Annotated in this window: 22 protein-coding genes and 1 tRNA gene; 13 read left to right on the forward strand and 10 right to left on the reverse strand. The window is 61.5% G+C overall.

The features are described from left to right. Positions 1-88: 88 nt before the first annotated feature. On the reverse strand, positions 89-1,957 hold the full coding sequence (locus tag CO660_RS02600) for a tetratricopeptide repeat protein (RefSeq protein WP_097597240.1): 1,869 nt from the start codon (positions 1,955-1,957) through the stop codon (positions 89-91). Positions 1,958-2,279: 322 nt separating this feature from the next. On the opposite strand from CO660_RS02600, the gene CO660_RS02605 reads away from it, so the two are divergent. The 5 genes from CO660_RS02605 (at position 2,280) to CO660_RS33145 (ending at position 6,984) form a co-directional block, all read left to right on the forward strand. Further along, a complete protein-coding gene (locus tag CO660_RS02605; RefSeq protein ID WP_097597241.1) occupies positions 2,280-3,326 on the forward strand; it encodes an ABC transporter substrate-binding protein in 1,047 nt (348 codons plus the stop codon). Between the two features lie 292 nt (positions 3,327-3,618). Beyond that, on the forward strand, positions 3,619-4,563 hold the full coding sequence (locus tag CO660_RS02610; RefSeq protein ID WP_020922265.1) for a tripartite tricarboxylate transporter substrate binding protein: 945 nt from the start codon (positions 3,619-3,621) through the stop codon (positions 4,561-4,563). Further along, on the forward strand, positions 4,560-5,051 hold the full coding sequence (locus tag CO660_RS02615; protein ID WP_097597242.1) for a tripartite tricarboxylate transporter TctB family protein: 492 nt from the start codon (positions 4,560-4,562) through the stop codon (positions 5,049-5,051). Before CO660_RS02610 ends, CO660_RS02615 begins: the two co-directional genes overlap by 4 nt. 87 nt (positions 5,052-5,138) lie before the next feature. Next, positions 5,139-6,656 carry a tripartite tricarboxylate transporter permease gene (locus CO660_RS02620; RefSeq protein ID WP_097597243.1) on the forward strand — a complete coding sequence of 506 codons (1,518 nt, stop codon included), beginning with the start codon at positions 5,139-5,141 and terminating at the stop codon, positions 6,654-6,656. Between the two features lie 157 nt (positions 6,657-6,813). Continuing rightward, positions 6,814-6,984, forward strand: coding sequence for a hypothetical protein (locus CO660_RS33145; RefSeq protein ID WP_097597244.1), 171 nt, complete (start codon positions 6,814-6,816; stop codon positions 6,982-6,984). A gap of 114 nt (positions 6,985-7,098) precedes the next feature. Here CO660_RS33145 and CO660_RS02630 read toward each other — a convergent pair whose 3' ends face one another. Continuing rightward, the gene (locus CO660_RS02630; protein ID WP_097597245.1) at positions 7,099-8,190 is read right to left on the reverse strand and encodes a DUF475 domain-containing protein; all 1,092 of its coding nucleotides are present in this window, start codon (positions 8,188-8,190) and stop codon (positions 7,099-7,101) included. Positions 8,191-8,539: 349 nt separating this feature from the next. Here CO660_RS02630 and CO660_RS02635 point away from each other — a divergent pair, with 349 nt between their 5' ends. The 3 genes from CO660_RS02635 (at position 8,540) to CO660_RS02645 (ending at position 9,880) form a co-directional block, all read left to right on the forward strand. After that, positions 8,540-8,770, forward strand: a complete 231-nt coding sequence (locus CO660_RS02635) for a hypothetical protein (RefSeq protein ID WP_176536215.1) — start codon at positions 8,540-8,542, stop codon at positions 8,768-8,770. A 59-nt stretch (positions 8,771-8,829) separates the two neighbouring features. Further along, complete coding sequence (locus tag CO660_RS02640) at positions 8,830-9,009, forward strand: hypothetical protein (protein WP_085779457.1); 180 nt, start codon at positions 8,830-8,832, stop codon at positions 9,007-9,009. 145 nt (positions 9,010-9,154) lie between these two features. After that, the gene (locus CO660_RS02645) at positions 9,155-9,880 is read left to right on the forward strand and encodes a hypothetical protein (protein ID WP_097597448.1); all 726 of its coding nucleotides are present in this window, start codon (positions 9,155-9,157) and stop codon (positions 9,878-9,880) included. 6 nt (positions 9,881-9,886) lie between these two features. On the opposite strand, the gene CO660_RS02650 is transcribed toward CO660_RS02645, so the two are convergent. The 5 genes from CO660_RS02650 to cpdR1 all read right to left on the reverse strand — a co-directional run bounded on the left by CO660_RS02650 (position 9,887) and on the right by cpdR1 (position 13,487). After that, entirely contained in the window at positions 9,887-10,381 is a 495-nt protein-coding gene (locus CO660_RS02650) for a hypothetical protein (protein WP_097597450.1), read from the reverse strand. Positions 10,382-10,826: 445 nt separating this feature from the next. Next, a complete protein-coding gene (locus tag CO660_RS02655) occupies positions 10,827-11,870 on the reverse strand; it encodes a porin (protein WP_097597246.1) in 1,044 nt (347 codons plus the stop codon). Positions 11,871-12,583: 713 nt separating this feature from the next. After that, complete coding sequence (locus tag CO660_RS02660) at positions 12,584-12,865, reverse strand: hypothetical protein (RefSeq protein WP_097597247.1); 282 nt, start codon at positions 12,863-12,865, stop codon at positions 12,584-12,586. A 100-nt stretch (positions 12,866-12,965) separates the two neighbouring features. Continuing rightward, positions 12,966-13,040 (reverse strand) — tRNA-Val (locus CO660_RS02665). An 84-nt stretch (positions 13,041-13,124) separates the two neighbouring features. Further along, positions 13,125-13,487, reverse strand: coding sequence for a response regulator CpdR1 (gene cpdR1 / locus CO660_RS02670; RefSeq protein ID WP_003542883.1), 363 nt, complete (start codon positions 13,485-13,487; stop codon positions 13,125-13,127). 188 nt (positions 13,488-13,675) lie between these two features. Here cpdR1 and CO660_RS02675 point away from each other — a divergent pair, with 188 nt between their 5' ends. Beyond that, the gene (locus tag CO660_RS02675) at positions 13,676-14,557 is read left to right on the forward strand and encodes an N-formylglutamate amidohydrolase (RefSeq protein WP_085779417.1); all 882 of its coding nucleotides are present in this window, start codon (positions 13,676-13,678) and stop codon (positions 14,555-14,557) included. Between the two features lie 267 nt (positions 14,558-14,824). Then, positions 14,825-15,598 (forward strand): histidinol-phosphatase, encoded by a 774-nt coding sequence (gene hisN, locus CO660_RS02680; protein WP_085780191.1) that lies wholly within the window; start codon positions 14,825-14,827, stop codon positions 15,596-15,598. A gap of 68 nt (positions 15,599-15,666) precedes the next feature. On the opposite strand, the gene CO660_RS02685 is transcribed toward hisN, so the two are convergent. Beyond that, a complete protein-coding gene (locus CO660_RS02685; protein WP_097597248.1) occupies positions 15,667-16,641 on the reverse strand; it encodes an alpha/beta hydrolase in 975 nt (324 codons plus the stop codon). A 398-nt stretch (positions 16,642-17,039) separates the two neighbouring features. On the opposite strand from CO660_RS02685, the gene CO660_RS02690 reads away from it, so the two are divergent. Further along, positions 17,040-17,510 carry an Hsp20 family protein gene (locus tag CO660_RS02690; RefSeq protein ID WP_097597249.1) on the forward strand — a complete coding sequence of 157 codons (471 nt, stop codon included), beginning with the start codon at positions 17,040-17,042 and terminating at the stop codon, positions 17,508-17,510. A 73-nt stretch (positions 17,511-17,583) separates the two neighbouring features. On the opposite strand, the gene CO660_RS02695 is transcribed toward CO660_RS02690, so the two are convergent. Next, positions 17,584-18,588: a bile acid:sodium symporter family protein gene (locus tag CO660_RS02695; protein ID WP_097597250.1), complete on the reverse strand. Its 1,005-nt coding sequence runs from the start codon at positions 18,586-18,588 to the stop codon at positions 17,584-17,586. A 92-nt stretch (positions 18,589-18,680) separates the two neighbouring features. On the opposite strand from CO660_RS02695, the gene CO660_RS02700 reads away from it, so the two are divergent. Next, positions 18,681-19,535 (forward strand): LysR substrate-binding domain-containing protein, encoded by an 855-nt coding sequence (locus tag CO660_RS02700; RefSeq protein ID WP_097597251.1) that lies wholly within the window; start codon positions 18,681-18,683, stop codon positions 19,533-19,535. Between the two features lie 41 nt (positions 19,536-19,576). On the opposite strand, the gene CO660_RS02705 is transcribed toward CO660_RS02700, so the two are convergent. Beyond that, positions 19,577-20,629 (reverse strand): low specificity L-threonine aldolase, encoded by a 1,053-nt coding sequence (locus CO660_RS02705; RefSeq protein WP_097597252.1) that lies wholly within the window; start codon positions 20,627-20,629, stop codon positions 19,577-19,579. Positions 20,630-21,169: 540 nt separating this feature from the next. Here CO660_RS02705 and gltB point away from each other — a divergent pair. Next, entirely contained in the window at positions 21,170-25,891 is a 4,722-nt protein-coding gene (gltB, locus tag CO660_RS02710; protein WP_097597452.1) for a glutamate synthase large subunit, read from the forward strand. The last annotated feature ends 177 nt before the right edge of the window (positions 25,892-26,068 follow it).

Raw genomic sequence — 26,068 nt, forward strand, 5'->3', positions numbered from 1 at the left:
TTCCCTCTGTTTTCAAAGGAGATTACAGAGGTGGCCGAGCGATGTCATAGCGATTTTCAAAATTCGGTGAATGGCCGGGGACGAGATTTCAGCTCCCGGTCCTCTCGACCCGCTCACGTTCCGTCATTGCGATCGCCAACAATTTCCGGAAGCGGGGATCCTCGCGGATGTTGTCGAGGTCGGAATCATTGTCGAACCATTTGATATGATAGACGGAGCTGTGCGGCAGCAGCTTCTCGAGCAGGTCGATTGCTCGGTCGGTATCGCCGAGGACGGAATAGACGCAGGCAAGATTGTACTGGGCGACAATGTCGTCGGGATCGATGGCGATTGCGCGGGCGGCCCAGTCGCGCGCCCGCTTCGCATCGCCGAGATGGGCAAGCGCCAGCGCGCCGCGATGGGCCGGGCCTGAGTTTTCGGGATTGAGATTCAGCGCACGTTCGGCGCGCAGCAGGCCGAGTCGTGCCCAGTTTTCCGTATCCACCGGACGGCCGAGGGAGCGGTACGCCGACATCAGATGGATCGGCGAGACGTAGTCGTCAGGGCGGATTTCGGCGGCGCGGGTGAAATATTGAACGGATTTGGCAAAGTTGCCGCGCATGAAGAAGAACCGGGCGTAATGAAAATTCGCCTCGAAAAGGTTCGGGTCGAGCGTGAGGGCACGTTCGAAGGCAGCCGCCGCACGATCATCGAGGCCGCTCTGATGCAGGGCCAAGCCATGCGAGGCGTGGGCCTCGGGAAGATCGGGGTCGAGCTGAAGGGCCCGTGCGCTCATATCGAGAATGCGCCTCAGCGGCACATCGTCGGGCGCCCAGTCGCGGATCGCAGCGTCGCAATCGGCGATGCCGGCATAGGCCCGGGCATAATCAGGGTCAAGTTCTACCGCCTTGCAGAACATGCGCCTTGCGAGCTCGAGGTAGGATTTTGTCCAGGTGTGGGAGAGCTGGCGACCCCTGAGATAATAGGTATAAGCCTCGACATTGGCCGTCGGTTCGTTGGCGATTGCCTTCTTCTCCTCCGGCAGCAGGCGCACCTTCAGCTGACTGACGATCGCCTGTGTGATCTCGTCCTGGATGGCAAAGATATCGGTAAGGTCGCGGTCGTAACGTTCGGCCCAGAGATGGTCGCCATTCGCAGTGTCGATCAGCTGGCCGGAGATGCGTACGCGCTTGTCGAAGATGCGTACGCTTCCTTCGAGCACATAGCGCACACCGAGTTCCTGGGCGAGGCGCTTCAACTTCACCGATATGCCCTTGTAGGTAAAGATGGTGTTGCGCGGCACGACGTGCAGGCTCGAGATCTTGGAAAGATCGGTGATTATGTCTTCGGTGATGCCATCGGAAAAATAATCCTGATCGGCGTCACCGCTCATATTTGTGAAGGGCAGCACGGCAATGAAGCAGGTATTGCGGTTCTCAGCCACCAGCCTGGTGGAGGAGGGTGGCGCCAAGGTGACGGTGTAGACCTGAACGGGCTGCCTGATATTCTTCAGCATGTGCTCGCCGATGAACTCGAAGCCGAGATTGAGGCGCGAGCCGACCTGGTCGCGCACTGAGGCCGACACGGCGATGCCGCCCGGTGCCGCGATACGCTCAAGCCTTGCGGCAAGATTGACGCCGTCGCCGAATATGTCGCCGTTCTCGACCACGACATCGCCGAGATTGATGCCGATGCGGAATTCAACGCGCTCGTCCTTCGGCACGTTCTCGTTGCGGGCCGACATGCTGCGCTGTATTTCGGCAGCGCAGGCGACGGCATTCACCACGCTCTGGAATTCGGCAAGGATGCCATCGCCGGTGAGTTTGACGATCCGGCCCTTGTAGTCGGAAATCCGAACGTCAATCAGCTCGCAGCGATGGCGGTTCAGCGCCTGCAAGGTGCCTGACTCATCCATGCCCATCAGTCGGCTGTAGCCGACGACATCCGCTGCGAGAATAGCGCTCAGTCGTCGTTCCATGACCCCTCCCATGGATCTTCCCAGGATAGTCTAGCTTTTTCTAGAGTTTTTGTCGCGTAGAGTCGTCCCCGAAAACAAGTTCGGGCGGCTTCGACGTTTTGACGCGGCAGCGCGACCATATATCGTCGCGGTTCTTCATCAATACTCTAAAGGGGTGAAGCATGGAACTGATCGCTAATCCTTTGTGGTGAAGAGGCCGTTCCCATTGAGGAAAGCGACATTATTGTCCGGATTGATGTTTCCCGGTCGACAGCTTCGATCCAGCGCCCTTGCTCCTCTCTGTGCGCTCAGGCATTGTTGCTGCATGAGGAGAATTTGCATTTTGTTGCTGGCGTTCTGGCCGGGTTGCGTCCTGGCGGACCAAGCCTTCTTTCCGGCGAAGTCGGGCGATGCCGCCGCACCGGTGCTGACGGTCTATTCTTCGCTTGACGAGCCCTTGGCACAGCCGATGATCCGCGGTTTCCAGGAGGCCAATCCCGATGTCGCGGTCAGATATGAAGACATGCTGACCGGTGAAATCTACGACCGGATCGTCAGAGAAACCGATGCGGGCGGCAAAACGGCGGATTTTGCCTTTTCCTCGGCGATGGACCTGCAGGTGAAGCTTTCCAACGACGGCTATGCGCAGGTCAGCAATCTGCCGATGAGTGCTGCCTGGCCGAAATGGGCGAACTGGCGCAATACCGCCTATGCGCTGACCTTCGAGCCGGCGGTCTTTGTCTATCACAAGCCGAGCTTTGCGCACGAGCCGGTGCCGAGCTCGCGGGCGGAATTCGTGGACTATCTGAAGCGCAAGGGCAATGCGGTCTATGGCCGGATCAGCACCTACGATATCGAGCGATCGGGCGTCGGCTTTCTTTTCATGGCGCGCGACCAGGAGCAATTCGGCGACATCTGGTCGGTGATCGGCGCGATGGGCGCGGCCGGCGTCAAGCTCTACTCGACGAGCTCGGCGATCCTCGAACGCGTCGCCGACGGGCGCTTCGTGCTCGGCTATAATATTCTCGGTTCCTACGCCGCCGACTGGGCTTCGCGGCACCCCGATGTCGGCATCGTGCTGCCGAAGGACTATACGGTGGTGATGTCGCGCATCGGGCTGGTGCCGCAGGCTGCAGCCGAGCCGGAGCTCGGCCGCCGCTACCTTGCCTTTTTCATGTCGAAGGAGGGCCAGACGATCATGGCGCGCGAGCTGCAGATCCCGGCCGTCAGCCCGGAGGTGGCGGGGGAGAACACTGCCAATACGCTGCAGGAACTGCTCGGCGCCCAACTTCGGCCGGTGCCGGTCAGTCCCGGGCTGATGGTCTATCTCGACCAGGTAAAGCGTGCGCGGCTGATCGCGCACTGGAACGAGGTTCTGCGGGCACAGTGAAGAAGGCCAGCTTTCGGCCGGTTCATGACCTCAATATCTGTTACACCTCGGCGGGCTGCTGGCCCAATTACGGCAAAAAAGCGGCTTCTCCTTCTGGATATCTGGCCGATGTCAGCTAGATGACAGGTTGTTGTGGTGGCTTTGGCTACTTCTTCTCCGTGGAGGCGGAGAATTGAAGTTTGGGAGGCATTCCGCTCGTCAGTCAGGACAACTGCGTCCGCTGGCCGGCCACCCCTTCCGATTCACTCGAGAATAACAGGCGGTTCGCTCAACCGCCCACGGAGGACACATCGTGAAGCATACGTTCATCGCAACCATTCTTGCAGCCGCCATCGCGCTGCCGGCCTATGCTGCCGACTACACCATCATCGCGCCGGCCGCTCCCGGCGGCGGCTGGGACCAGACGGCCCGTTCCCTGCAGGCTGCGCTGCAGCAGGAGAAGATCGCCGGCAACGTACAGGTCCAGAACGTCCCCGGCGCTGGCGGCACCATCGGCCTTGCGCAGTTTGCCAGCCAGGCTGCCGGCAATCCGAATTCGCTGATCGTCGGCGGCTATGTCATGGTCGGCGCCATCCTCACCAACAAGTCGCCGGTGACACTTAAGGACGTGACGCCGATCGCCCGTCTGACCGGCGAATATGAAGCCATCGTCGTTCCTGCCTCGTCCGATATCAAGACGATGGCCGATCTGGTCGCGGCGCTGAAGAAGGATCCGGGTTCGGTTTCCTGGGGCGGCGGCTCGGCCGGCGGCACCGACCACATCACCGCTGGCCTGATCGCCAAGGCTTCCGGCGTCGACCCGACGAAGATCAACTATGTCGCCTTCTCCGGCGGCGGTGAAGCGCTCGCAGCCATTCTCGGCAACCAGGTCACAGCAGGCGTTTCGAGCTACAGCGAGTTCGAATCGCAGGTGAAGGCAGGCATGCTGCGTCTCCTCGCCGTCTCCAGCGACAAGCGTATCGACGGCGTCGACGCCCCGACGCTGAAGGAGGCCGGCACCGACGTCAGCATCCAGAACTGGCGCATGGTCGCCGCAGCCCCTGGCCTGTCGGACGACGAAGTTGCCAAGATCACCGCCGATTTCGAGAAGCTGCACAGCTCTGCCACCTGGCAGGAAACGCTGAAGACCAAGGGCTGGGCCGACACCTATCTGTCCGGCGACGCCTTCAAGGCGCAGCTCGAAAAGGACGTCTCCGCCACAGAGGGCATTCTTAAAGAGATCGGACTCGTTCAATGAGCGAGGATAAGACCTCCTCGGCAACCGAGCGCCGCCCTGATCGGGCGGCGTTCATCATTGCCGTTTTTCTCTTCGCCATCGCCGGTGTGATGGCCTGGGATGCAACCCATCTGAAAACGATCGCACAGTACGCCCGCATCGGTCCGGCGACGGTGCCTGAGGTTGTGGCGTTCGGGCTCTTCTGTCTTGGCGTCTGGACTGCCGCCGAAGCTTGGCGCGGCGAGTTTCCGGAACGAGAAAAGCAAGAAGTGGCGCCCGTCATCTGGATCGTCGCGGGTCTTGCCTGCCAGATGCTGCTTCTGCGCGTTGCCGGGTTCTCGATTGCGACCGGTATTCTGTTTGCACTGACCGCACGCGGCTTCGGCAAACGCAAGCTCTGGATCTCGCTGCCGATCGGCATCGTTTTCAGCTTCGTCGTCTGGGCGATCTTCTCGCAGCTCCTGCAGCTGACGCTGCCGGCCGGCCCGCTCGAACATCTGTTCTTCTGACAGCGCGGGACGCGCTGTCAGCTCTTTTGATTTTTCGCGGCGACCGATTGCGAAGGCACGGACGGGAACGCCGCCTGGGACACCAAGATGAGCACATTCGAATTTCTATGGCAGGGTATCCTGGTTGCGATGCAGCCGATGAACCTGGTTTATGCGCTGGTCGGCGTGACGCTCGGCACGGCCGTCGGCGTGTTGCCCGGCATTGGCCCGGCGCTCACTGTGGCGCTGCTGCTGCCGGCCACCTACAAGCTCGATCCGGGCGGCTCGCTGATCATGTTCGCCGGCATCTATTACGGCGGCATGTATGGCGGTTCGACGACGTCGATCCTGCTCAACACGCCGGGTGAAAGCGCATCGATCGTCACCGCGCTCGAAGGCAACAAGATGGCGCGGGCCGGGCGCGGCGGACCCGCATTGGCGACGGCAGCGATCGGCTCCTTCGTCGCCGGCCTCATCGCCACGCTCGGGCTCGCCTTCATCGCGCCCTACATCGTCAAGCTGGCGCTGGTCTTTGGGCCGCGCGAATATTTCGCGCTGATGGTGCTCGCCTTCGTCACCGTCTCCTCGGCCTTCGGAGATTCGGCGCTTCGAGGCCTGACCGCGCTGTTCATCGGTTTCGCGCTCGCCATGGTCGGCATCGACCAGCAGACGGGGCAGGCCAGGCTTTCCTTCGGCATCCCCGACCTGCTCGACGGCGTCGAAGTGACGACGCTGGCGGTGGCGATGTTCGCGATCGGCGAGACGCTCTATATAGCAGCGCAGGGCAACCGGGTCGCGGAGCAGGTGGAGGCGGTCAAGGGTTCGCTCTGGATGAATGCACAGGACTGGTCGCGCTCCTGGAAGCCCTGGCTTCGCGGCACGCTGATCGGTTTCCCGATCGGCGCGATGCCGGCGGGCGGCGCTGAAATCGGTACGTTCCTGTCCTACTCGACCGAAAAGCGGCTGGCGAAGAACCCGGAAGAATTCGGCCATGGCGCGATCGAAGGCGTGGCCGGACCGGAGGCGGCGAATAATGCGTCAGCCGCCGGCACGCTGGTGCCGCTCCTGACCCTCGGCCTGCCGACGACGGCGACGGCGGCGATCATGCTCGCCGGCTTCCAGCAATACGGGCTGCAGCCGGGGCCGCTCCTGTTTGCCACCAATCCGCAGCTCGTCTGGGGACTGATCGCCAGCCTGCTCATCGCCAATGCAATGCTGCTCGTCCTCAACCTGCCGATGATCGGGCTCTGGGTGCGGCTGCTGACCATTCCGAAGCCATGGCTCTATGCCGGCATCCTGCTGTTTGCGACGCTCGGAACCATCGGCGCCAACCCTTCCGTGTTCGAGCTCGGCATGCTGCTCGCCTTCGGCCTGCTCGGTTATGTGATGCGGCTCTTCGGCTATCCGATCGCGCCTGCCGTCGTCGGCCTCATCCTCGGGCCGCTGGCCGAGCAGCAACTGCGCCGCGCGCTGGCGATCAGCCAGGGCGACGTGACGACGCTGGTGATGTCACCGATCGCGGCAGGCCTTCTCATCGTTGCGGCGGCTGCCTTCCTGATCCCGCTGATCCTGCGCATCCGCGGTCGGGGCCAGGTGCTGTCGCAGCTGGCGGCAAGCGAAGACTAGAAGAAAAAGACAACCTTACCCCTGCCTGGAGGCCGGCCATGGAACCATGCGCCGGCCTCTTCTTTTTGCATGGCTGCGGTGATTTTCCGTGCATTGTAGATGTGACAGCGCACTGCCATCTATGAGTGGTCAATCATAAAGCAAGAGGAACAGGACAATGTCCGCCATCCGCAATTCAGTCCACGCCGGCTTCCTGGGCCGTGCATTTGCTGCGCTGAGCGCCGCCAACGCCGTCAGCGCCGCTGTCGAAGCCGGCCGTCGTCCGCGCGCCCGCGACCTCAAGGAGCTTGGCATTGATCCGGCTTCGTTCGCTCAGGTCATCCGCTAAGCCGCTCAAGGCATGCAGGAATGAAACAGCCCGCAACCGGATGGTCGCGGGCTTTATTTATGTCGGCATAGCCGCAACGCTGAGGCGCGTTGCGTTCCGTAATTGTCTGCCACGTCAGACGTGCAGTTCCTCCCGCCGGCCGGCGCGATCTTCTGGCCGCTCGCGCCTGTTGTGGCGAATGGACGACCAGAGCGACAGGCCGATCAGTGCCGCGCCGCCGAGACCGGTGATCACTTCGGGAATATGCACCAGGGTTTGCGCATACATGATCACTGCGAGGATCAGGATGGCGTAGAAGGCGCCATGTTCGAGGTAGCGGTATTCGGCAAGCGTACCCTTCTCCACCAGCATGATGGTCATCGAGCGCACATACATGGCGCCGATGCCGAGGCCGATTGCGATGACGAAGAGGTTCTGCGTCAAGGCGAAGGCGCCGATGACGCCGTCAAAGGAGAAGCTGGCATCCAGCACCTCCAGATAGATGAACGCGCCGAGGCCGCCCTTGGCGGCAGCGCTCATCGTCTGCTGCGACGCGTCGAGCAACTCGCCGACGACCTCGACCGCGAGGAAGGTGAGCAGGCCGTAGATGGCGCAATGGACGAAGACGCTGGCTTCCTCGCCGCCGATCAGCCAGGAGAATACAAGCATCAGCGCCAGCACGAAGGCGATCTCGATGCCCCTGATGGTAGCCGAGCGCGCCATCACCTTCTCCAAGCCGCGAAGCCAATGGATCGTCTTTTCATGGTCGAAGAAATAGCTCAGGCCGACCATCATCAGGAAGGTGCCGCCGAAGGCTGCGATCGGCAGATGCGCATCGTTCATGATGCGGGCATATTCCTCGGGTTCGCGGGCAGCCAGCACCAGAGCGTCCCAGGGGCCGATCCGTGCCGCGATCGCGACGATTGCTAGTGGAAAGACAATGCGCATGCCGAAGACGGCAATGATGATGCCCCAGGTGAGGAATCGTTTCTGCCAGACCGGCGTCATCTCCTTCAGCTTGTTGGCATTGACGATGGCATTGTCGAAGGAGAGCGAGATCTCCAGCACCGCAAGCACGGTGCAGATGAAGAAGACGGTCGCCATGCCGCCGGTCGTGCCGGTCGTCTGCCAACCAAGCACGGCGCCGAGAACAAGGCCGAGAGCGGTGACGATGAACGCCCAGCGGAAATAGCCGAGCGAGGATTTAGTGGTCTGGGGCTGGTTCATGGCCGCACCTCGGGGCCGCACAGCTTGTTGGAGAGGGTGGAGATTTTGTCAAAACGCCGCATGCCACAACGGGCATGCTGACGAGGCATGGTGAGCTTTTTCATCGATGAAAAATCCGCCGGCTGAGTTGCAGGCGGTACCGACATCACGAGAGCGCCGTAAAAACTCTCGCCAGAGGGGCCCGGCACCAATGTTTCCCGCAGCCGATGTCTGGAAGGCTGCGGGATGGGCCTTAGGTAATCTACTTCCCAAACTAGTCAAGGCCAAACGCCCCACGGAAAACCGCATAATTTCCGGAACCATCCGCGCCTCCGCTCGTTAAACCCTGGTTGAGCTGAAAAGGACGCCGATGATGCACACTTCGACCCATATTCCCGACAAACGCACAGAGGCATCCGACCGCATGAAGCGGGCAAAGCCGAACCGCATGCAGAAGGCACAGGTGCTGCCGCCGCATCACGTCGATCTGACGCTGACGCCCGGCGTCTATCACGACATTCACGTGCCGGCACATGTGAGCGGTGCGGACCTCTCCAAAGGAGGCCCCGACATCAAAGCTCATACGAAAACGAAGAAATAGCGGCTCCGAGGGCTTTTCGGCGCACTGACAGTTGATTTGAAACACAGGGTGAGAAGCACATGACAATGAACTTTGTGCCCCGGGATATTGTTATCCGGCACGAAAATGAATGGCAGGCCATCCGCGAGGGGGCGGACAACCGCATCGAGATCGGTAAACGCAAACAGCCGATCGGTTCCCCCATCAGCGGCGCCGCATCGGCCGGAAAAAACGAGTCTTCAGCTCAACGTCCGGACTAGGCGAAAGACAAACCTCTGGAGATAGGCGCCCGGCGCCGGGCGTTTTGTCGTCTAGCGCATCGGCCCGCGTCAAAGATAACGGCCCTCGCCAACCTTTCGGAAAGGATTGGGCAGCGATAATCCCGGCCTCACGGGATTCGGAAAGATGGCCAAGACAGCGACACGCGGCCGCCGCAAGGCGCCGGCGAGAGGAAAGAGCAGAGCACGCAGCAGTGGCGGATTGCTGCCCTGGGCGGTGATCGGCATTGCCGCGGTCGGCGGCATTGTGGCTCACGACAATTGGAAGAGCCTTCAGCCGCTGCTTGAACGGCAGTCGACGCCGATCGCACGCGAAATGGCGGAGCCGAGACCTGTCGCCAGGAAGGATGTGCCGCCGAAGCAGGTGGCGCTTGCTGCACCGACGCCGAGAGCCGCGCCGACGGCGCTACAGGCGCCGCCGCTGCCGCCGGCCGCAATCCCGACGCCGGCCATCCAACCGATCAAGGCGATGCCGGCCCCGGCCTCTCCCGGAGCCCAGCAGACGGCGACGGGCGCCTTCGGCTATTGCGGGCAGGGCGCGCACATCAATTGCGTCGGCGACGGCGGCGTTTTCTGGTACAAGGGCGAAAAGATCGTCATTGCCGATATGGCAAGCCCGGTGGCCGACCAGGCGCGCTGCGATGACGAACGCAGGGTGGCCTTTGCCGCGAAGCTGCGCCTGCTGGCGCTTCTGAACGCCGGCCCGTTCACCATCGATGCCGCCGGAAAGACGGAGTCCCCAGGCGCGCCGCGGATCGTCTCGCGCGACGGACGCTCTTTTGGCGCACAGCTGATCAAGGAAGGGCTGGCGCGCAAGCCGGGGGCTGCCGGCGGCGCGTGGTGTGCCGCCTGATGGCAGCTATTTTTCCTTTTTCACCAGCTTGCCGCCGGTGTGGAAGCTGCCGGTGAAGGAGGAGTCCTTGCTTTCGGCAGTGCATTCGATTGCGATCGGCTTGCCGGCGTAGGGATTGCCGAAGGTGCAGAAACCGGCGACCTTGACCTGGCCGGTCATCTTGTTGCCGACGCCCGTCGTAACGAGGCTCAACGGCAGGCGAGCATTGCCGTTGGAGGCTGGCTTGATGCCGCTGCCATCGCCCTGGAAGCCGAGCGCTTTTCCGTCCGAAGTGAAGATGAAGGTCACCGAACCGTTGGCCAGCGTGACGCTGGCAAGCTCGTTTTTGCAGCCCTTGGTTGCGTCGAACTTGGCGACGACCAGTCTGGCGCATTTGCCGGAAAGCGTAATGACGCCGGGAGCGCCGGGAAATGTGTCGGGCGGGGAGGCCGGCGCCGCGGACGCGGGCAAGGCGAGGACGGATGCAACAAGGCCGGCGGCAACAAGCGCGGATAACTTCATTTCGATCTCAAATCCCATGTCCTGGCGATGCGAATCACCGCTTCACCTTTGATTCGCCATGGCATGGCTCTGTGTCCGAAATTTGGTTCCGTGCAGCATAGAGATTCCGCCGGCCGCCGGGCGGCCCGCCGAGTGGGCGGAACGTCGGTTGGGCTTGCTGGCAAAAAGGTCTCCGGCAACGGCTTAATCTGCCGGACATCGGCAAGGTAGCGATGTGATGTGCCAGCACGATACGGGATTCATAATGTTTAGAGCGCGTCCGCTGGCGTTCAAATATCGCACGCACGGCGCTCCCAATGGCGGACGCTCGTCGAGCGCCCGCCGTCTTGAACGCATGTCTCGTCAAGGGAATGTGCCCAGGCAGGGAAGTCCAGGCCCATTCTTTCCCGATCGGAGGTCAGTCAGATCAGGAATTGATAGCTGCCGGTCTAGCCGGCAGCCTTGATTAGAACGCGCGCTGTAGGCGGAAGTAGCCCGAGGTTACCTCGTCAGCATTGTCCGGATCGAGGTACTGAACCGAAACCTTTGCCGAGAAGTTGTCGACGATCTGGTAGTCGATCGTTACGCCGGCCTTCCAGGCGTTGACGTCATCGTTGAACTCGCCGGCGGTGACGCCGTAGTTGTCGTAGTACTGAACAGCCGGGGTGATCTTCAGCTTGTCAGTCGCCTTAATGGCGTATTCGGCAGCGATCGCCCATTCAGCCTTGTTGTAGTAGGCGTTCGGGTTGGATGCGTAGACAACGGCGAGGCCGAGCGTGCCCGGACCGACAGCAACTGTACCCATGGCGCGGACGGCGCCTTCTTCGTTGTCGGTGTCGTAACCGGCAGTGATCTGATAGCTGAAGATACCGGCCTTGCCGCCGAGACCGACGGCAACGCCGACGTTGTTCGGGGTTTCGCCGTTGTAGAACGGTCCGTCTTCCAGCTCGTCGACGCTGATGCCAGCGTAGAAGGCTTCGGTTTCGTACTGGTAACGGATGGAGTTATGCAGCGTTACCGGAGAACCGATATCGTCCGTTTCGCCGGAAAGGCCATCGTCCCACCAGCTGTAGAACAGACCGGCGCGGAAGCCTGCGATGTCGATGTAAGCAGAGTCGAGCTGGGCCTTCTGGGCCGAAGCGTTGTCAGCATTGAACTGCATGACGATGACGCCGGTCAGCGGACCGTACTCGGTGTCGCTCTTGGCGGTGAACTGAACCTGGCCGCGGGTACGGGCGTCCCAATCCGAGTCGTTGGCGACGGAACCGCCGCCGCCGGCGCCGATCGAGCTGGCGTTCGGAGCAACGTCAACCTGGAAACGGATGTAGCCGTTGATCTTGAGGCAGGTTTCGGTGCCGGGGATGTAGAAGTAGCCGGTGCCGTAAGCGTCGCAGACGCGAACATATTCAACTGGTTCCGGCTCGGCAGCAACGATAGCGTCAGCGGCCTGAGCGCCGGATACTGCTGCGAGAGCAGCAGCGGAGCCGAGAAGAAGGCTCTTGATGTTCATGGAATAACCTCCAGTTCAGATGCGAGAGGATGAAGACCGTTGCCATCGGCAGTCCCTACGTGTCTTCACCCCGTGTGATCGAAGCGGCACCTTTTTGGCTCGGTGTCTGCCTCGCCGCGGAAATTACATAAGGGATGTTGCACCGCAACGTCATTGTCGATCTTGACAACACACTGCACCGCTATGTTGCTGAAATCACACGCGTTTTGTCACAAACTCGTCATCTGTTTGTCACAAAAATCATACTTTTGGATTCCGGGCAACGAGGGGCTGAGCAGCCAGCAATGGTATGCAATTGATGCTGGCGTGAGCACATCCGAATATACGGGCACGCTGCAGCCGCCATCTGCATGACTTGGGTAAAACCGGACAGCCAAAGTGAATCAGGACATGTTGCTTGCCTTTTTCACCGGTCGCTATCGGTGAAGATGGAAGTCAGGCCGCAGTGGGGGTGACGGCTTACAAGTTCTCTCGTGCAGCACTTCGTGGGCGCAGGTGCCGTGGAAGCCGGCGAGGCGAGGGGCGGAAAAACTGCGGCGCTGCCGGTCGAGAATTAATCCCTGCCTTTGATCCCACCCGTTTGCGAGAGGCGGATACCTGTACGCCGGATCGGCAAAATTCACATGGTTTCGTGACCGAATTTGGTTTGGCCACTCTCAGGAGGTGCATCCCTGTGGGGCAAAGACAGTGGTCAATCATCCATGCCCTGCAAATCACTCCAGAATGGCTTCCTTGCGCGCCACATTGCCGCTCACATCGATGTCGCTGCCCAGCATCGCGCTGCCGGTCAGATCAACGCCGTAGTCAAGGAGGTTCTGCCGCGTCAGATGGAGTATTACCCGGCCAGCCTCCTCGACCGGCCTGCCTCGCAGGTGAGATACGACATATTCGGCAGTGACGGGATAGCGTCCCTGGGGAAGGCTGACACCTTTTGCCAGCGAAATCTTGTCGTTGGACACGACGAGAGTTTTGCGTCGTTTAATCACCTGCGCCACGCTGAGAACTCCTATTGGCAGGTTTATCAAACCTGCGGACCACTATGCAAAAAAGGCCTCTCGATTTCTCGAAAGGCCTTTGCTTTTCAGCGAATTAGGATGGTGGGCGTGACAGGGATTGAACCTGTGACCCCTACGATGTCAACGTAGTGCTCTCCCGCTGAGCTACACGCCCATCCGATGGCGGCGCATAGATCACAAAACCTCCGGAGCCGTCAATAGGCTTTTTTCGGTTTTGTGACGCGCCGCCCGACAAGCCCTATGCGGCAAGCATTTTGTTGACCTCATCGACGAGGTCGCGCAGGTGGAAAGGCTTGGAAAGGACCTTGGCATCCTTCGGCGCCTTCGAATCGGGGTTCAGCGCGACGGCGGCAAAACCGGTGATGAACATCACCTTCAGATCGGGGTCGAGTTCGGTGGCGCGGCGAGCCAGCTCGATGCCATCCATTTCGGGCATGACGATATCGGTCAGGAGCAGAGAGAACGGCTCCTCGCGCAGGCGGTCATAGGCGCTGGCGCCGTTGTCGTAAGAAAGGACCTTGTAGCCGGCCTTTTCGAGGGCTTTCACCAGGAAACGGCGCATGTCATTGTCGTCTTCGGCGAGAAGTATCTTCTGAGTCATCAATCCAGACCGCTAATCAATAGGTTTTGGGTGGGCTGCCAGCCGTTTACACTAGTCTTTGTCCGGTAAACAACCGGTGAATTGCCTATGCGCGACCGCCATCCCTCCTACATAGTATGGACTTGCGGCCGGGCAACTGGCAACATGGGCGAAGCAGTCAGTTCATGACATGGTAAAGAGGGCCAGAAGTGCCGGAAATCCGCGAATACGAGCTTTTTGAGGTTCATGAGCCCGTGTCGCAGACCATTCCTTTCGTCTACAACTCCCCCCATAGCGGCCGCGTTTATCCACCGGAATTCATCGCGCAGTCGAGGCTGGAAGGCATAGCGATCCGCCGTTCCGAGGACCATTACGTCGACGAGCTGTTCGGCTCGGCCGTCGAACTCGGCGCGCCACTGCTCGCCGCCAATTTTCCGCGGGCCTATCTCGACGTCAATCGTGAGCCCTACGAGCTTGATCCAAGGATGTTCGACGGGCTGCTGCCGCCCTATGCCAATGTCAATTCGCTGAGGGTCGCCGGCGGGCTTGGAACCATTCCGCGCATCGTTGCCGAGAACATGGAGATCTATGCACGGCGGCTGCCGGTGCAGGAGGGGCTCGATCGGGTCGAGGCAGTCTACAAGCCTTACCACGCGGCGCTGCGACGGCTGATCGCCCGCACCCATGTGCAGTTCGGCTTCGGCGTTTTGATCGACTGCCACTCGATGCCCGGCAATGTTCGGGTCGCGGGCTGCACCGGGCGGCCCGATTTCATCATCGGCGATCGCTACGGCACCAGCGCTTCGGCCGAACTTTCGCGCGCCGCCATCGCCATCCTCGAGGAAATGGGCTTTGCTGCGATCCGTAACAAGCCTTACGCCGGCGGCTTCATCACCGAACATTACGGCCGTCCCTCGCGCGGTCTGCACGCGCTGCAGATCGAAGTGAACCGGGCGATCTATGTCGACGAGGTGACGCTGGAGAAGCGTGAGGATTTCGCCGCGGTGGCCGACGCCGTCGCGGCCTTCATGCGGCAGATGGCGGATCATGTCGAAAAATTCGCCGGCGATCGGGCGCTGGCCGCCGAGTAAACCTGCGATTTCCTGATCTCGGCTTGCCTCCCCAGGCCAAAAAAAACCGCGCTTGTCAGCGCGGCTAAGTCTAGGGAGGAAACACCCAAGGAGGGTATTTACAGTCAGAAGACTGTAATGACGACGCTACTATTGCGTTGCACAAATGTCAAGCAATATATTGCGCTGCGATATCTTTGGGCAATTCGCCCGAAGTCGCCCTCGTCGTTTGCATTCCCGCTCGTTTTCGCTATGAAAGCGCATTCCCGCCAGCCAAACGGTGTCACCATGCTTCCTGACCGTTCATTCTTCAATCGTCTGGCGGAGGTCGCCCGCGCCGAGACGCTGCCGCGCTTCCGCTCCGGCCTCGATGTCACGAACAAGCTTTCTTCCGGCTTCGATCCGGTGACGGAAGGCGATCGGGCGGCCGAGCTCGCCATCCGGGCGCTGATCGAGGAGAATTTCCCCGACCACGGCATTCTCGGCGAGGAGCATGGCGATGTCGGGCTCGACCGGGACTATGTCTGGGTGATCGATCCGATCGACGGCACGCGCGCCTTCATATCGGGCGTGCCGGTCTGGGGAACGCTGATCGGTCTGCAGAGGCAAGGCCGGGCGATCATGGGCATGATCGAGCAGCCCTTTACCGGCGAACGTTATTTTGCCGACGAGAACGGCTCGATCTATATCGGGCCGGAGGGTGAGCGACGGCTGGTGACCCGCCAGTGCGAGGCACTTTCGAGCGCCATCCTGTTCACGACCTCGCCACATCTCTTCACCGGCGGCGAGATGGAGAAATACCGAGAGATCGAGGCGCAGGTGCGGCTCTTCCGCTATGGATGCGACTGTTATGCCTATGCGCTGCTTGCCGCCGGTCATATCGATCTCGTCATCGAAAACGGCCTGAAGCCCTATGACGTCGGCGGCATTATTCCGGTCATCGAGGGGGCGGGCGGCATCATCACCACCTGGGACGGCGGAAGGCCGGAAAATGGCGGCTCGATCATCGCCGCGGGCAGCCGCGCGGTCTATGAGCAGGCAATCGCCATCCTGCAGCGCTGAAGCCGGGCTCGGCAAAGCCGATGCCCCGGGTCGGAAAGGCCGATGCCAGTCAGCTCGTTTGCTCCGGCTTATGTGCCGAGGGCGGCGACATCATGGTTTTCCTCAGCATCGCTGCCTGGGATGAAGGCGTGGAAGGCCGCCAGCGCCGCGGCGCGATAGATATCCCGTTCCTGGAAGATCTCATGGCGGGCGCCGTTGATCGGCACCAGCTGGCCGGCGCGGAAATAACGCGAGAGCCGCTCCTGCGCCGTGTAGGGCACGACGCCGTCTCGTGTCGGGGCGATGACGATGGTCGGGATGGTGATCGAGAAGAGATGGTTGGGCGAGGTGACCCGGTCCATGGTCCGGAAGGCTTCGGTCAGCCAGCGGGCCGTCGGCGGCCCGAGCGTCAGTTCCGGATGAGCCTTCATCATCGCAACATTGCGCTCGAAGCGCGCTTCGTCCGAGGTCAGCGGATTGTCGCGGAAATCCGGATCCTTCAGCCTCGAAGTCAGCGGCATGAAGCCAAGGCCGGCGGTCGTAAGCGCGCCGGCGAGGGTGCGGATGACGCGAGGCGAGGCCGACTGACCGGTCAGGCCGATGAAGGGAGCCGATAGCACCATGCGATCAATGCGGGTAGTGAGATAGGGAGCGGCCGACAGCGCGATCAGCCCGCCGGTGGAATGGCCGAGCAGGTAGAAGGGCAGGCGGGTATCCGGCAGCACTATCTTTTCGAGGAAGGTGTCGAGGTCGCGCTCGTAATCGGAAAAGCGGCGGATATGGCCGTGATTGCGGCGCTTCAGGAGCCGCGACGAACCGCCTTGGCCACGCAGGTCGAAGGTCGCGACCCAGAGGCCCTTGCCCGTCAAGTCACGGATCGTCTCGAAATATTTTTCGATATATTCGTTGCGGCCATGGATGATGACGACCGTGCCCTTGGCGACTTGGCCACCGGAGCGGAAAACGGCGTAACGCAGCCGGTGGCCGTCATGGGTTTCAAAGAACCCTTCGGTGCGGTTTTCCGGGGCGGGATTATCGGGCGTCGAATAGAGAACCTGATCCATGACTTACCAATGCGCCGCTGCTGAATGCTTCCCTCAGGGATAGCGCATGGCGACCAGCTTGGAAAGTCGGGGAAAAAGGGCCGGCGGGAGCGTGAGGGCGCTCGCGGCCGGCCCAAGTTTAGACTGAAGAAGAAGGGACGATGCACTTCAGCCATCGGGGCCAGTGTCACCCGACATCGTCATTTCTAGACAGGCATGTCTGAACGCGTTCCGAACCGGCCGTTCACGCGGGGTTCACGGCCGGTCGAGGTGATTTCGAAAAGGTCTTGAACTCCTCGAATCGCATCACCATCTCCATTCTGCGGGTGCCAAAAGGGCCCGCGCAACCGTCCCGAGACTGCCAAGATGGGGTTTCAGGGGCATTTTACCGCAACACGTCGCTTCCCTAGGAGGACATCATGCGTCACGTAGACTTCTCTCCCCTCTATCGTTCGACAGTCGGTTTCGACCGGCTCTTCACCATGCTCGACAGCCTTGCTCAGCCGGAGCAGGCGCAGACCTATCCGCCCTATAATATCGAGCGCACCGGTGAAAACACCTATCGCATCACCATGGCGGTCGCCGGTTTCGACGAGACCGAGCTTTCGATCGAAGCTCATGCCCATGTGCTGTCCGTGAAGGGTGAAAAGAACGAGGAAACCGCCGAAGGCGGCGAATTCCTCTATCGCGGCATTGCCAAGCGCGCCTTCGAGCGCCGCTTCCAGCTCGCCGATCATGTCGAGGTGTCAGCCGCTTCGCTGAAGAACGGCCTGCTTCACATCGATCTTCTGCGCAACATTCCCGAGGCCATGAAGCCCCGCAAGATCGCGATTGCCGCCGAGCCGGTCGAGGCTCCGAAGGCGATCGAGGCGCAGGTCATTAACGGTTAACAGCTGTCCCTCTGGGACACCGGACGGCGCCCCGATCGGGGCGCCGTTTTTTTGTTGCCGTTCATCTTATTGTTCAAGCCGGGCTTGCGGCATCCTTCATCTGCTGTTCCGTTACGCGCCGGGCTGCTGCTGCGGCATATTTCTGGGCGATGACGGCGCAGACCATCAGCTGGATCTGGTGGAAGAGCATCAGGGGAAGCACGATCGCGCCAATCGACTGGCCGGCGAAGATGACGTTTGCCATCGGCACGCCGCTTGCCAGGCTCTTCTTCGAGCCGCAGAAGGTGATGGTGATCTCGTCGGCCTTGTCGAAGCCCAGCCAGCGGCTACCGAACATCGTCAAAACAAGGACAAAGGCCAGAAGCACGACGTCGGCGACGACGAGGACGGCGATGTCGGCAATCGAGAAAGTGTTCCACAGTCCTTCGACGACCGCCGTCGAGAAGGCAAGATAGACCACCATCAGGATCGAGCCGCGGTCGACCGGCATCAGGATCTTCTTCTTGGCGCGAATCCAATCGCCGATCCAGGGCTGCAGGATCTGGCCAACGATAAAGGGGGCAAGCAGCTGCAGCAGGATCTGCTGAAGCGCGTCGAAGGAGAAGCCGCCATGGCCGCCGACGGAAAAGAGCAGGCCGACCAGCAGTGGCGTCAGGAACATGCCAAAAATGTTCGAGGCCGAGGCCGAGCAGATCGCGGCGGGCACGTTGCCGCCCGCCATCGAGGTGAAGGCGATCGACGACTGCACCGTCGACGGCAGCACGCAGAGGAAGAGAATGCCGAGATAAAGCGGCCGTGGCAGGATCGTGTCGGGGATGAAGCCGAGCCCAAGCCCGAGCAGTGGGAAGATGCCGAAGGTCGTCAGCAGGATGATCAGATGCAGCCGCCAGTGCAGCAGACCAGCGATGACGACGTCACGGGAAAGGCGCGCGCCGTGCAGGAAAAACAGCGCCGCGATGGCAAGATCGGTGGCGATGCCGAAATAATCCGCAAAACTGCCGCTCGCCGGAAAAAGGGAGGCGAGGATGACGGCGCAGACGAGCAGGATCGTGAATGTATCGGGCAGAAAGCGGCGCATCGCGGTCTCGCAGCAATAAAGTAACCATTGTTCTGTCCTCCATTATGATCCAGGATGCAAGAAATAACAGTTATTGAGAATCTGGATTTCCTATGCTCGACCTCTCGCAGTTGCGCAGTTTCGTCGCCGTCGAACAGATGGGCAGCTTCACCCTTGCCGCGGAAAGGCTGGGCCTCGGGCAATCGACGGTCAGCCAGCATATCCAGCGGCTGGAGGCGGCACTCGGACGCAAGCTGCTCGCGCGCGACACGCACAAGGTGATGCTCACCGGTGATGGCGAGGCGCTGCTTTCGCGTGCGCGCGCCATGCTTTCGATCGAGGGGCAAGTGCAGGCGCTGTTCAAGAGCACCAGCCTGCGCGGCAGCCTCCGGCTCGGCGTGTCGGAGGATTTCGTCACCAGCCAGCTACCGGCGGTGCTGGAGGATTTCGTTCGGTTGCATCCGTCTGTGGACCTGGAGCTGACCGTGGCGCTCTCCGGCGTTCTTTACGAAATGCAGGACAATGGCGAAATCGATCTGGTGCTTGCCAAGCGCCGACTTGGCGATGGGCGCGGAAAGCTGGTCTATCGCGAGCCGCTCGTCTGGCTGGCGCGCGATCCTGAACGAGTACTCGCCTCCGGCCCGCTGCCGCTGATCGCATTTCCGCCACCGAGCGTCACGCGGGCGATCGCCCTGGAAGCGCTCGGGCGCAATGGCGTGCCGTGGCGAATCGTCTGCACTTGCGGCAGCCTGAGCGGGCTGACGGCAGCAGCGCGGGCGGGAATGGGTGTGCTGGTGCAGCCGCGCAGTATGGCTCCCGCCGGACTGAAAGAGATCGCCGCGGGGAAACTGCCGGTGCTCGAGGACGTGGAATTCGTCTTGGTGCCGCGCAAGGGCGCGGATCAGGTGCTGGTCGCGGCGCTGTCCGACGATATTCTGCAAAAAGTAAGGGGGCTGAGGTCCGCATGACCCGTCGCCGTCACCGGTCGGCAAGCCCTACCGATCGGCGCTCAGGCAGCCAGACACCTCAGGAAACCATCCACGTCGGCTTCTGTGGTTGCGAAGCTGGTGACAAGGCGGATTAGGGTTTCGCTTTCGGAAACGAGTTCCGAGGTTGCCGCAGGCACAGGCCATTCGTAGAATTTCGCGCCTTTTTCCTCTGCGGTTCTTGCAGCACTCTTGCTGATGACGGCAAAGACCTCGTTGGAAGCGGTCGGCCAGGCGAGGCGCCCGGCGCTGCTGGCGGCAATTCCGGCGCGCAACCGGTCGGCCGTGGCGTTCGAATGGCGGGCGAGATCGAGCCAGAGACCGTTTTCGAAATAGGCATCGAACTGGGCAGCGATGAAACGCGACTTGGAGAAAAGCTGGGCGGCGCGCTTGCGAATGAAGGGCATTTCCTTTGCCTGATCCGGATTGAAGAAGATGATCGCTTCGGCGCACCAGCAGCCGTTCTTGGTACCGCCGAAGGACAGCATGTCGACGCCGCGTTTCCAGGTCATCTCCGCCGGCGTGGCGCCGAGCGCGATCAGCGCATTGGCGAAGCGGGCGCCATCCATGTGGAGCGGCAGGTTGCGCTTCCTGGATATTGCGGCAATCTCGCCGATCTCCGGCAGGGAATAGACGGTGCCGATCTCGGTCGCCTGGGTAATGGTCACAGCACTGGCCCGGCCCTGACGGAGGGCGTCCTCGGGGAAGTGGGCGATCTTTGCCGAAAGCTTCGCCGGATCGATCTTGCCGGCTTCACCGTCGACGGCCACGAGGCGGGCGGAGCCGGAGAAGAATTCCGGCGCGCCGCATTCATCCTCGATCACGTGCGCTTCCGAATGGCAGAAGGTAATCCCGCCGGGACGCTGAACGCTCGCCAGCGCCAGGGAGTTGGCGGCCGTGCCGGTGGCGACGAAGAAAACGGAAACCTCACGTTCGAAGATCTCGGAGAAACGAGCCTCGACCTTTTTGTCGAGGTCGCCGGCGCCATAGGCCGGAGCAAATCCGGCCGATTCCCTCAGCAGGCGTTCGGCAATGGATCGGTGGGCGCCGGCCCAATTATCGGAAGCAAAGAACATGGTGGAGACCTGGGGAGTGGAAGGAGCTGGGAGGTTCGCAGCGGACCTTACGCCAAAGCTTCACGGGATCAAGGTTGCCGGCACTAACACATCACGAAAATTGAGGGACGCAATTAATAAAAATAATGAGGCTACATGGCGTAATTTTATTTCGCAACTGGGGTTTTTCTGGCAATCTTCCGTCGCAAAATCACGATTTTTGGCGTGACGCTCTTGCGGACGGAGAAGGTTTCTGGCATAGAGCTGATGAATTAGGACAGTGTTGCTGTCCTATTATGGCCTTAGTGGCCGAAGAGGCGCCGAAAACCCTGGCAGCGACGGGCTTTCACGCTATAGTTCTTCCGAGCGTCAGCCCTCCGGCTGGCGCACGGGGGCGAATGGCAGGCGCGGAACGCGACGGTTTGCTTTCCTCAAGAAGCAGATGTCTGCGGCCGATCTTCACCATGCAACAGCGCTGTCATGCGACGGACCTATTTTCAGGTTGCGACGCAAGACGAAAAGCCGCCCGCGGCCCCGCGGGCTTCGACAGGAGGAAAGACGATGACGAAGACGCCATCCATGGAATTTGACCGGTTTGCCGCTGCAGAGGCGCGCGCGACGGCCAATACGTCCAAATCCGCTTCCGGCCTGCCGAAGAAGCAGGGGCTTTACGATCCTGCCAACGAGCATGACGCTTGCGGCGTTGGCTTTGTCGCGCATCTGAAGGGCGAGAAGTCGCACCAGATCGTCAAGGACGGCCTCTTCATCCTCGAGAACCTGACGCATCGCGGCGCCGTCGGCGCCGACCCGCTGATGGGCGACGGCGCCGGCATCCTGGTGCAGATTCCCGATCGCTTCTTCCGCGAGGAAATGGCGGCGCAGGGCATCACCCTGCCGCCGGTTGGCGAATATGGCGTCGGCCATATCTTCATGCCGCGCGACGAAAAGCAGATCGAGCACTTCAAGAAGGTAATCAGGGACGTCATCGTCGAGGAAGGCCAGGTCTTCATCGGCTTCCGCGACGTGCCGGTCGACAATTCCTCGCTTTCCAAGGCGCCTGATATTGCCGCGACCGAGCCGCATCACGTGCAGGTCTTCATCGGCGCCGGTGAAGACGCCGAAAACAACGACGAGTTCGAGCGTCGGCTGTTCACGTTGCGCAAGGTGATCTCCAACCGTATCTACGACGAGTTCGATGGCGAGGAGAGCAACTTCTATCCAGTGTCGCTGTCATCGGCGACAGTGGTCTACAAGGGCATGTTCCTGGCCTATCAGGTCGGCGCCTATTATAAGGACTTGGCCGACCCGCGTTTCGAAAGCGCGGTCGCCCTCGTGCATCAGCGCTTTTCGACCAACACCTTCCCGTCGTGGAAGCTCGCGCACCCCTATCGCATGGTCGCCCATAACGGCGAGATCAACACGCTGCGTGGCAACGTCAACTGGATGGCGGCGCGCCAGGCGTCGGTCTCCTCACCGCTGTTCGGCGAGGACATCTCCAAGCTGTGGCCGATTTCCTACGAGGGGCAGTCGGACACGGCCTGTTTCGACAATGCACTGGAATTCCTGGTCCGCGGCGGTTACTCGCTGGCACATGCGGTGATGATGCTGATCCCGGAAGCCTGGGCCGGCAACCAGTCGATGGCGGCCGAACGCAAGGCCTTCTACGAATATCACGCCGCGTTGATGGAGCCGTGGGACGGACCGGCTGCCGTCGCCTTCACCGACGGCAAGCAGATCGGCGCTACGCTCGACCGCAACGGCCTCAGGCCGGCGCGTTATCTCGTGACCGATGACGACCGCGTCATCATGGCATCCGAGGCCGGCGTTCTGCCGGTTCCTGAGGAGAAGATCATCCAGAAGTGGCGCCTGCAGCCGGGCAAGATGCTGCTGATCGACATGGAAGAAGGCCGCATCATCTCGGACGACGAGGTGAAGTCGAAGCTTGCAACGGCGCATCCCTATCGCAACTGGCTCGACCGCACCCAGCTCATCCTCGAAGACCTGAAGCCGGTGGAGCCGAGGGCGCTGCGGCGCGACGTGTCGCTGCTCGACCGCCAGCAGGCCTTCGGCTACACGACCGAGGATACCAGGATCCTGATGTCGCCGATGGCGACGACGGGTCAGGAAGCGATCGGCTCGATGGGCACGGACACGCCGATCTCGGCAATGTCGGAAAAGCCGAAGCTGCTTTATACCTATTTCAAGCAGAACTTCGCGCAGGTGACGAACCCGCCGATCGATCCGATCCGGGAGGAGCTCGTCATGAGCCTCGTCTCCTTCATCGGCCCGCGCCCCAACATTCTCGACCACGAGGGCATGGCGAACGCCAAGCGCCTCGAAGTGCGCCAGCCGATCCTGACCAATGGCGATCTCGAAAAGATCCGCTCGATCGGCCATACGGAAGACCGCTTCGACACCAAGACGCTCGATTTCACCTATGATATCGAGCGCGGCGCGGCTGGCATGCCTGAAATGCTCGACCGGCTCTGCGAGCGCGCGGAGGCGGCCGTCAAGGGCGGCTACAACATCATCGTGCTCTCCGACCGCCAGATCGGTCCCGACAGAATCGCCATTCCGGCGCTGCTGGCGACGGCTGCCGTGCACCATCACCTGATCCGCAAAGGGCTTCGCACCTCGGTCGGTCTCGTCGTCGAGACGGGGGAGCCGCGCGAAGTGCATCACTTCTGCCTGCTCGCCGGCTACGGCGCCGAGGCGATCAACCCTTATCTCGCCTTCGACACGCTGCTCGATATGCATGCCAAGGGCGAGTTTCCGAAGGAAGTCGATGCCTCCGAAATCGTCTACCGCTACATAAAGGCGGTCGGCAAAGGCATCCTCAAGGTGATGTCGAAGATGGGCATCTCGACCTACCAGTCCTATTGCGGCGCGCAGATCTTCGATGCGATCGGCCTGTCGTCGGAACTGGTCGATAAGTATTTCTTCGGAACCGCGACGATGATCGAAGGCATCGGCCTCGAAGCGATCGCTGAAGAGACCGTTGCCCGCCACACCGCAGCCTTCGGCAAGGATCCGCTGCTGGCGACAACGCTCGATATTGGCGGCGAATATGCCTACCGCATGCGCGGCGAAAGCCATGCCTGGACCCCGGACGCGGTTGCAGCCCTTCAGCATGCCGTGCGTGGCAATGCCGAGGATCGTTACCGCGAATTCTCCGAAATGGTGAACAACTCGGCGCTGCGGATGAACACGATCCGCGGGCTCTTCAACATCAAGAGCGCCGAGGCGCTCGGACGTAAGCCGGTATCGATCGACGAGGTTGAGCCGGCCGCCGATATCGTCAAACGTTTCTCGACCGGGGCGATGTCCTTCGGCTCGATCTCCAGAGAGGCGCATACGACGCTGGCGATCGCCATGAACCGGATCGGCGGGAAGTCGAACACCGGCGAAGGCGGCGAGGAATCCGACCGCTACATGCCGCTCTCCGATGGTTCGATGAACCCGGAACGCTCGGCGATCAAGCAGATCGCATCGGGCCGCTTCGGCGTCACCACCGAATATCTGGTCAATGCCGACGTGCTGCAGATCAAGGTGGCGCAGGGCGCCAAGCCCGGCGAAGGCGGCCAGCTTCCGGGTCATAAAGTCGACGCGACCGTTGCCAAGACCCGCCACTCGACGCCGGGTGTCGGCCTGATCTCGCCGCCGCCGCACCACGACATCTATTCGATCGAGGATCTGGCACAGCTGATCTACGATCTGAAGAACGTCAACCCGACCTCCGACGTCTCTGTCAAACTCGTCTCCGAAGTCGGTGTCGGCACCGTCGCCGCGGGTGTCGCCAAGGCGCGGGCCGACCATATTACGGTCGCCGGCTTCGACGGCGGCACGGGTGCCTCGCCGCTGACCTCGCTCAAGCATGCCGGTAGCCCCTGGGAGATCGGCCTTGCCGAAACCCAGCAGACGCTGGTGCTGAACGGCCTGCGTTCGCGAGTCGCGCTGCAGGTGGACGGCGGCCTCAAGACTGGCCGCGATGTCATCATCGGGGCGCTGCTGGGCGCCGACGAGTTTGGCTTTGCCACCGCGCCGCTGATCGCGGCCGGCTGCATCATGATGCGAAAGTGCCATCTCAACACCTGTCCGGTGGGAGTGGCGACGCAGGACCCGGTGCTGCGCAAGCGCTTCAAGGGCACGCCGGAGCACGTCATCAACTACTTCTTCTTCGTCGCCAACGAAGTGCGCGAGATCCTCGCCTCGCTCGGGTTCACCCGGCTCGACGACATTATCGGCGCTTCGGAGCTCCTGGAGAAGGACGAGATGCTGGCGCACTGGAAGGCGAAAGGCCTCGATTTCAGCCGCATCTTCCACAAGGTCGAGGCTGCCAAGGAGGAGACTTTCTGGACGAGCCGGCAGCAGCACCCAATCAATGATATTCTCGATCGCAAGCTGATCGAGCTCGCGCAGCCGGCGCTGACCGACAAGACGCCCGTCGCCTTCGAGGTCGGCATCAAGAACGTCGATCGTTCGGCGGGCGCAATGCTTTCCGGCGAAGTCGCCAAGCGCTTCCGCCATCGTGGGCTGAAGGAAGACACGATCAATGTGACGCTTCGCGGCACGGCGGGGCAGAGCTTCGGCGCCTTCCTGGCGCGCGGCGTCACCTTCAACCTGATTGGTGACGGCAACGACTATGTCGGCAAGGGGCTTTCGGGCGGCAAGATCATCATCCGGCCGCCGGAGGATTCGCGGATTGTCGCCGAAAACTCGATCATCGTCGGCAACACCGTGCTTTACGGTGCGACCGAGGGCGAATGCTACTTCCGCGGGGTGGCGGGTGAACGGTTCGCCGTGCGCAATTCGGGTGCGATCGCCATCGTCGAAGGTGTCGGCGATCATGGCTGCGAATACATGACCGGCGGCGTCGTCGTCGTGCTCGGCGCCACGGGCCGCAACTTCGCGGCCGGCATGTCCGGCGGCGTCGCTTACGTGCTCGATGAAACAGGCGATTTCGCCAGCCGCTGCAACATGGCGATGGTCGAACTCGAGCCGGTGCCGGAGGAGGACGACATGCTGGAGAAGCTGCATCATCACGGCGGCGATCTCATGCACAAGGGACGTGTCGACGTCTCGGGAGACATGACGCGTCATGACGAGGAGCGTCTCTACCAGCTGATCTCCAACCATCTGCACTATACGGGCTCCGCCCGCGCCAAGCAGATCCTCGACCATTGGGCCGACTACCGTCCGAAGTTCCGCAAGGTCATGCCTGTGGAATACCGCCGTGCGCTCGAGGAAATGGAGCGTAGCCGGATGGGTATCGCCGCGGAGTGATTTGCGCCGGATATCGGCCGCCTGCCGAGCGCAGATGGCCGATGTCGGAAACGTCTCGATGACCCGTGACGATCATGCCGGTGAAGGCCGCCTGGATCGCGCGGATGTTTCAGGGGATATGTTCCAATGACGGTCAAGAGAAGCAACCCGCCCGGGATACCGGGACTGACGACAGAA

The sequence above is a fragment of the Rhizobium sp. L9 genome (assembly GCF_002531885.1).
In the GTDB taxonomy this organism is placed as follows: Bacteria; Pseudomonadota; Alphaproteobacteria; order Rhizobiales; family Rhizobiaceae; genus Rhizobium.

What these genes read in the sequence shown, in the direction of transcription:
- CO660_RS02645 (WP_097597448.1), top strand. Translation starts at nt 9,155, where the DNA reads ATGGCCAAGACAGCGACACGCGGCCGCCGCAAGGCGCCGGCGAGAGGA.
- CO660_RS33145 (WP_097597244.1), top strand. Translation starts at nt 6,814, where the DNA reads ATGTCCGCCATCCGCAATTCAGTCCACGCCGGCTTCCTGGGCCGTGCA.
- CO660_RS02655 (WP_097597246.1), bottom strand. Translation starts at nt 11,870, where the DNA reads ATGAACATCAAGAGCCTTCTTCTCGGCTCCGCTGCTGCTCTCGCAGCA.
- CO660_RS02705 (WP_097597252.1), bottom strand. Translation starts at nt 20,629, where the DNA reads ATGTTCTTTGCTTCCGATAATTGGGCCGGCGCCCACCGATCCATTGCC.
- CO660_RS02640 (WP_085779457.1), top strand. Translation starts at nt 8,830, where the DNA reads ATGACAATGAACTTTGTGCCCCGGGATATTGTTATCCGGCACGAAAAT.
- cpdR1 (WP_003542883.1), bottom strand. Translation starts at nt 13,487, where the DNA reads ATGACTCAGAAGATACTTCTCGCCGAAGACGACAATGACATGCGCCGT.
- CO660_RS02635 (WP_176536215.1), top strand. Translation starts at nt 8,540, where the DNA reads ATGATGCACACTTCGACCCATATTCCCGACAAACGCACAGAGGCATCC.
- CO660_RS02650 (WP_097597450.1), bottom strand. Translation starts at nt 10,381, where the DNA reads ATGAAGTTATCCGCGCTTGTTGCCGCCGGCCTTGTTGCATCCGTCCTC.
- CO660_RS02620 (WP_097597243.1), top strand. Translation starts at nt 5,139, where the DNA reads ATGAGCACATTCGAATTTCTATGGCAGGGTATCCTGGTTGCGATGCAG.
- CO660_RS02630 (WP_097597245.1), bottom strand. Translation starts at nt 8,190, where the DNA reads ATGAACCAGCCCCAGACCACTAAATCCTCGCTCGGCTATTTCCGCTGG.
- hisN (WP_085780191.1), top strand. Translation starts at nt 14,825, where the DNA reads ATGCTTCCTGACCGTTCATTCTTCAATCGTCTGGCGGAGGTCGCCCGC.
- CO660_RS02690 (WP_097597249.1), top strand. Translation starts at nt 17,040, where the DNA reads ATGCGTCACGTAGACTTCTCTCCCCTCTATCGTTCGACAGTCGGTTTC.
- gltB (WP_097597452.1), top strand. Translation starts at nt 21,170, where the DNA reads ATGACGAAGACGCCATCCATGGAATTTGACCGGTTTGCCGCTGCAGAG.
- CO660_RS02600 (WP_097597240.1), bottom strand. Translation starts at nt 1,957, where the DNA reads ATGGAACGACGACTGAGCGCTATTCTCGCAGCGGATGTCGTCGGCTAC.
- CO660_RS02615 (WP_097597242.1), top strand. Translation starts at nt 4,560, where the DNA reads ATGAGCGAGGATAAGACCTCCTCGGCAACCGAGCGCCGCCCTGATCGG.
- CO660_RS02700 (WP_097597251.1), top strand. Translation starts at nt 18,681, where the DNA reads ATGCTCGACCTCTCGCAGTTGCGCAGTTTCGTCGCCGTCGAACAGATG.
- CO660_RS02695 (WP_097597250.1), bottom strand. Translation starts at nt 18,588, where the DNA reads ATGCGCCGCTTTCTGCCCGATACATTCACGATCCTGCTCGTCTGCGCC.
- CO660_RS02685 (WP_097597248.1), bottom strand. Translation starts at nt 16,641, where the DNA reads ATGGATCAGGTTCTCTATTCGACGCCCGATAATCCCGCCCCGGAAAAC.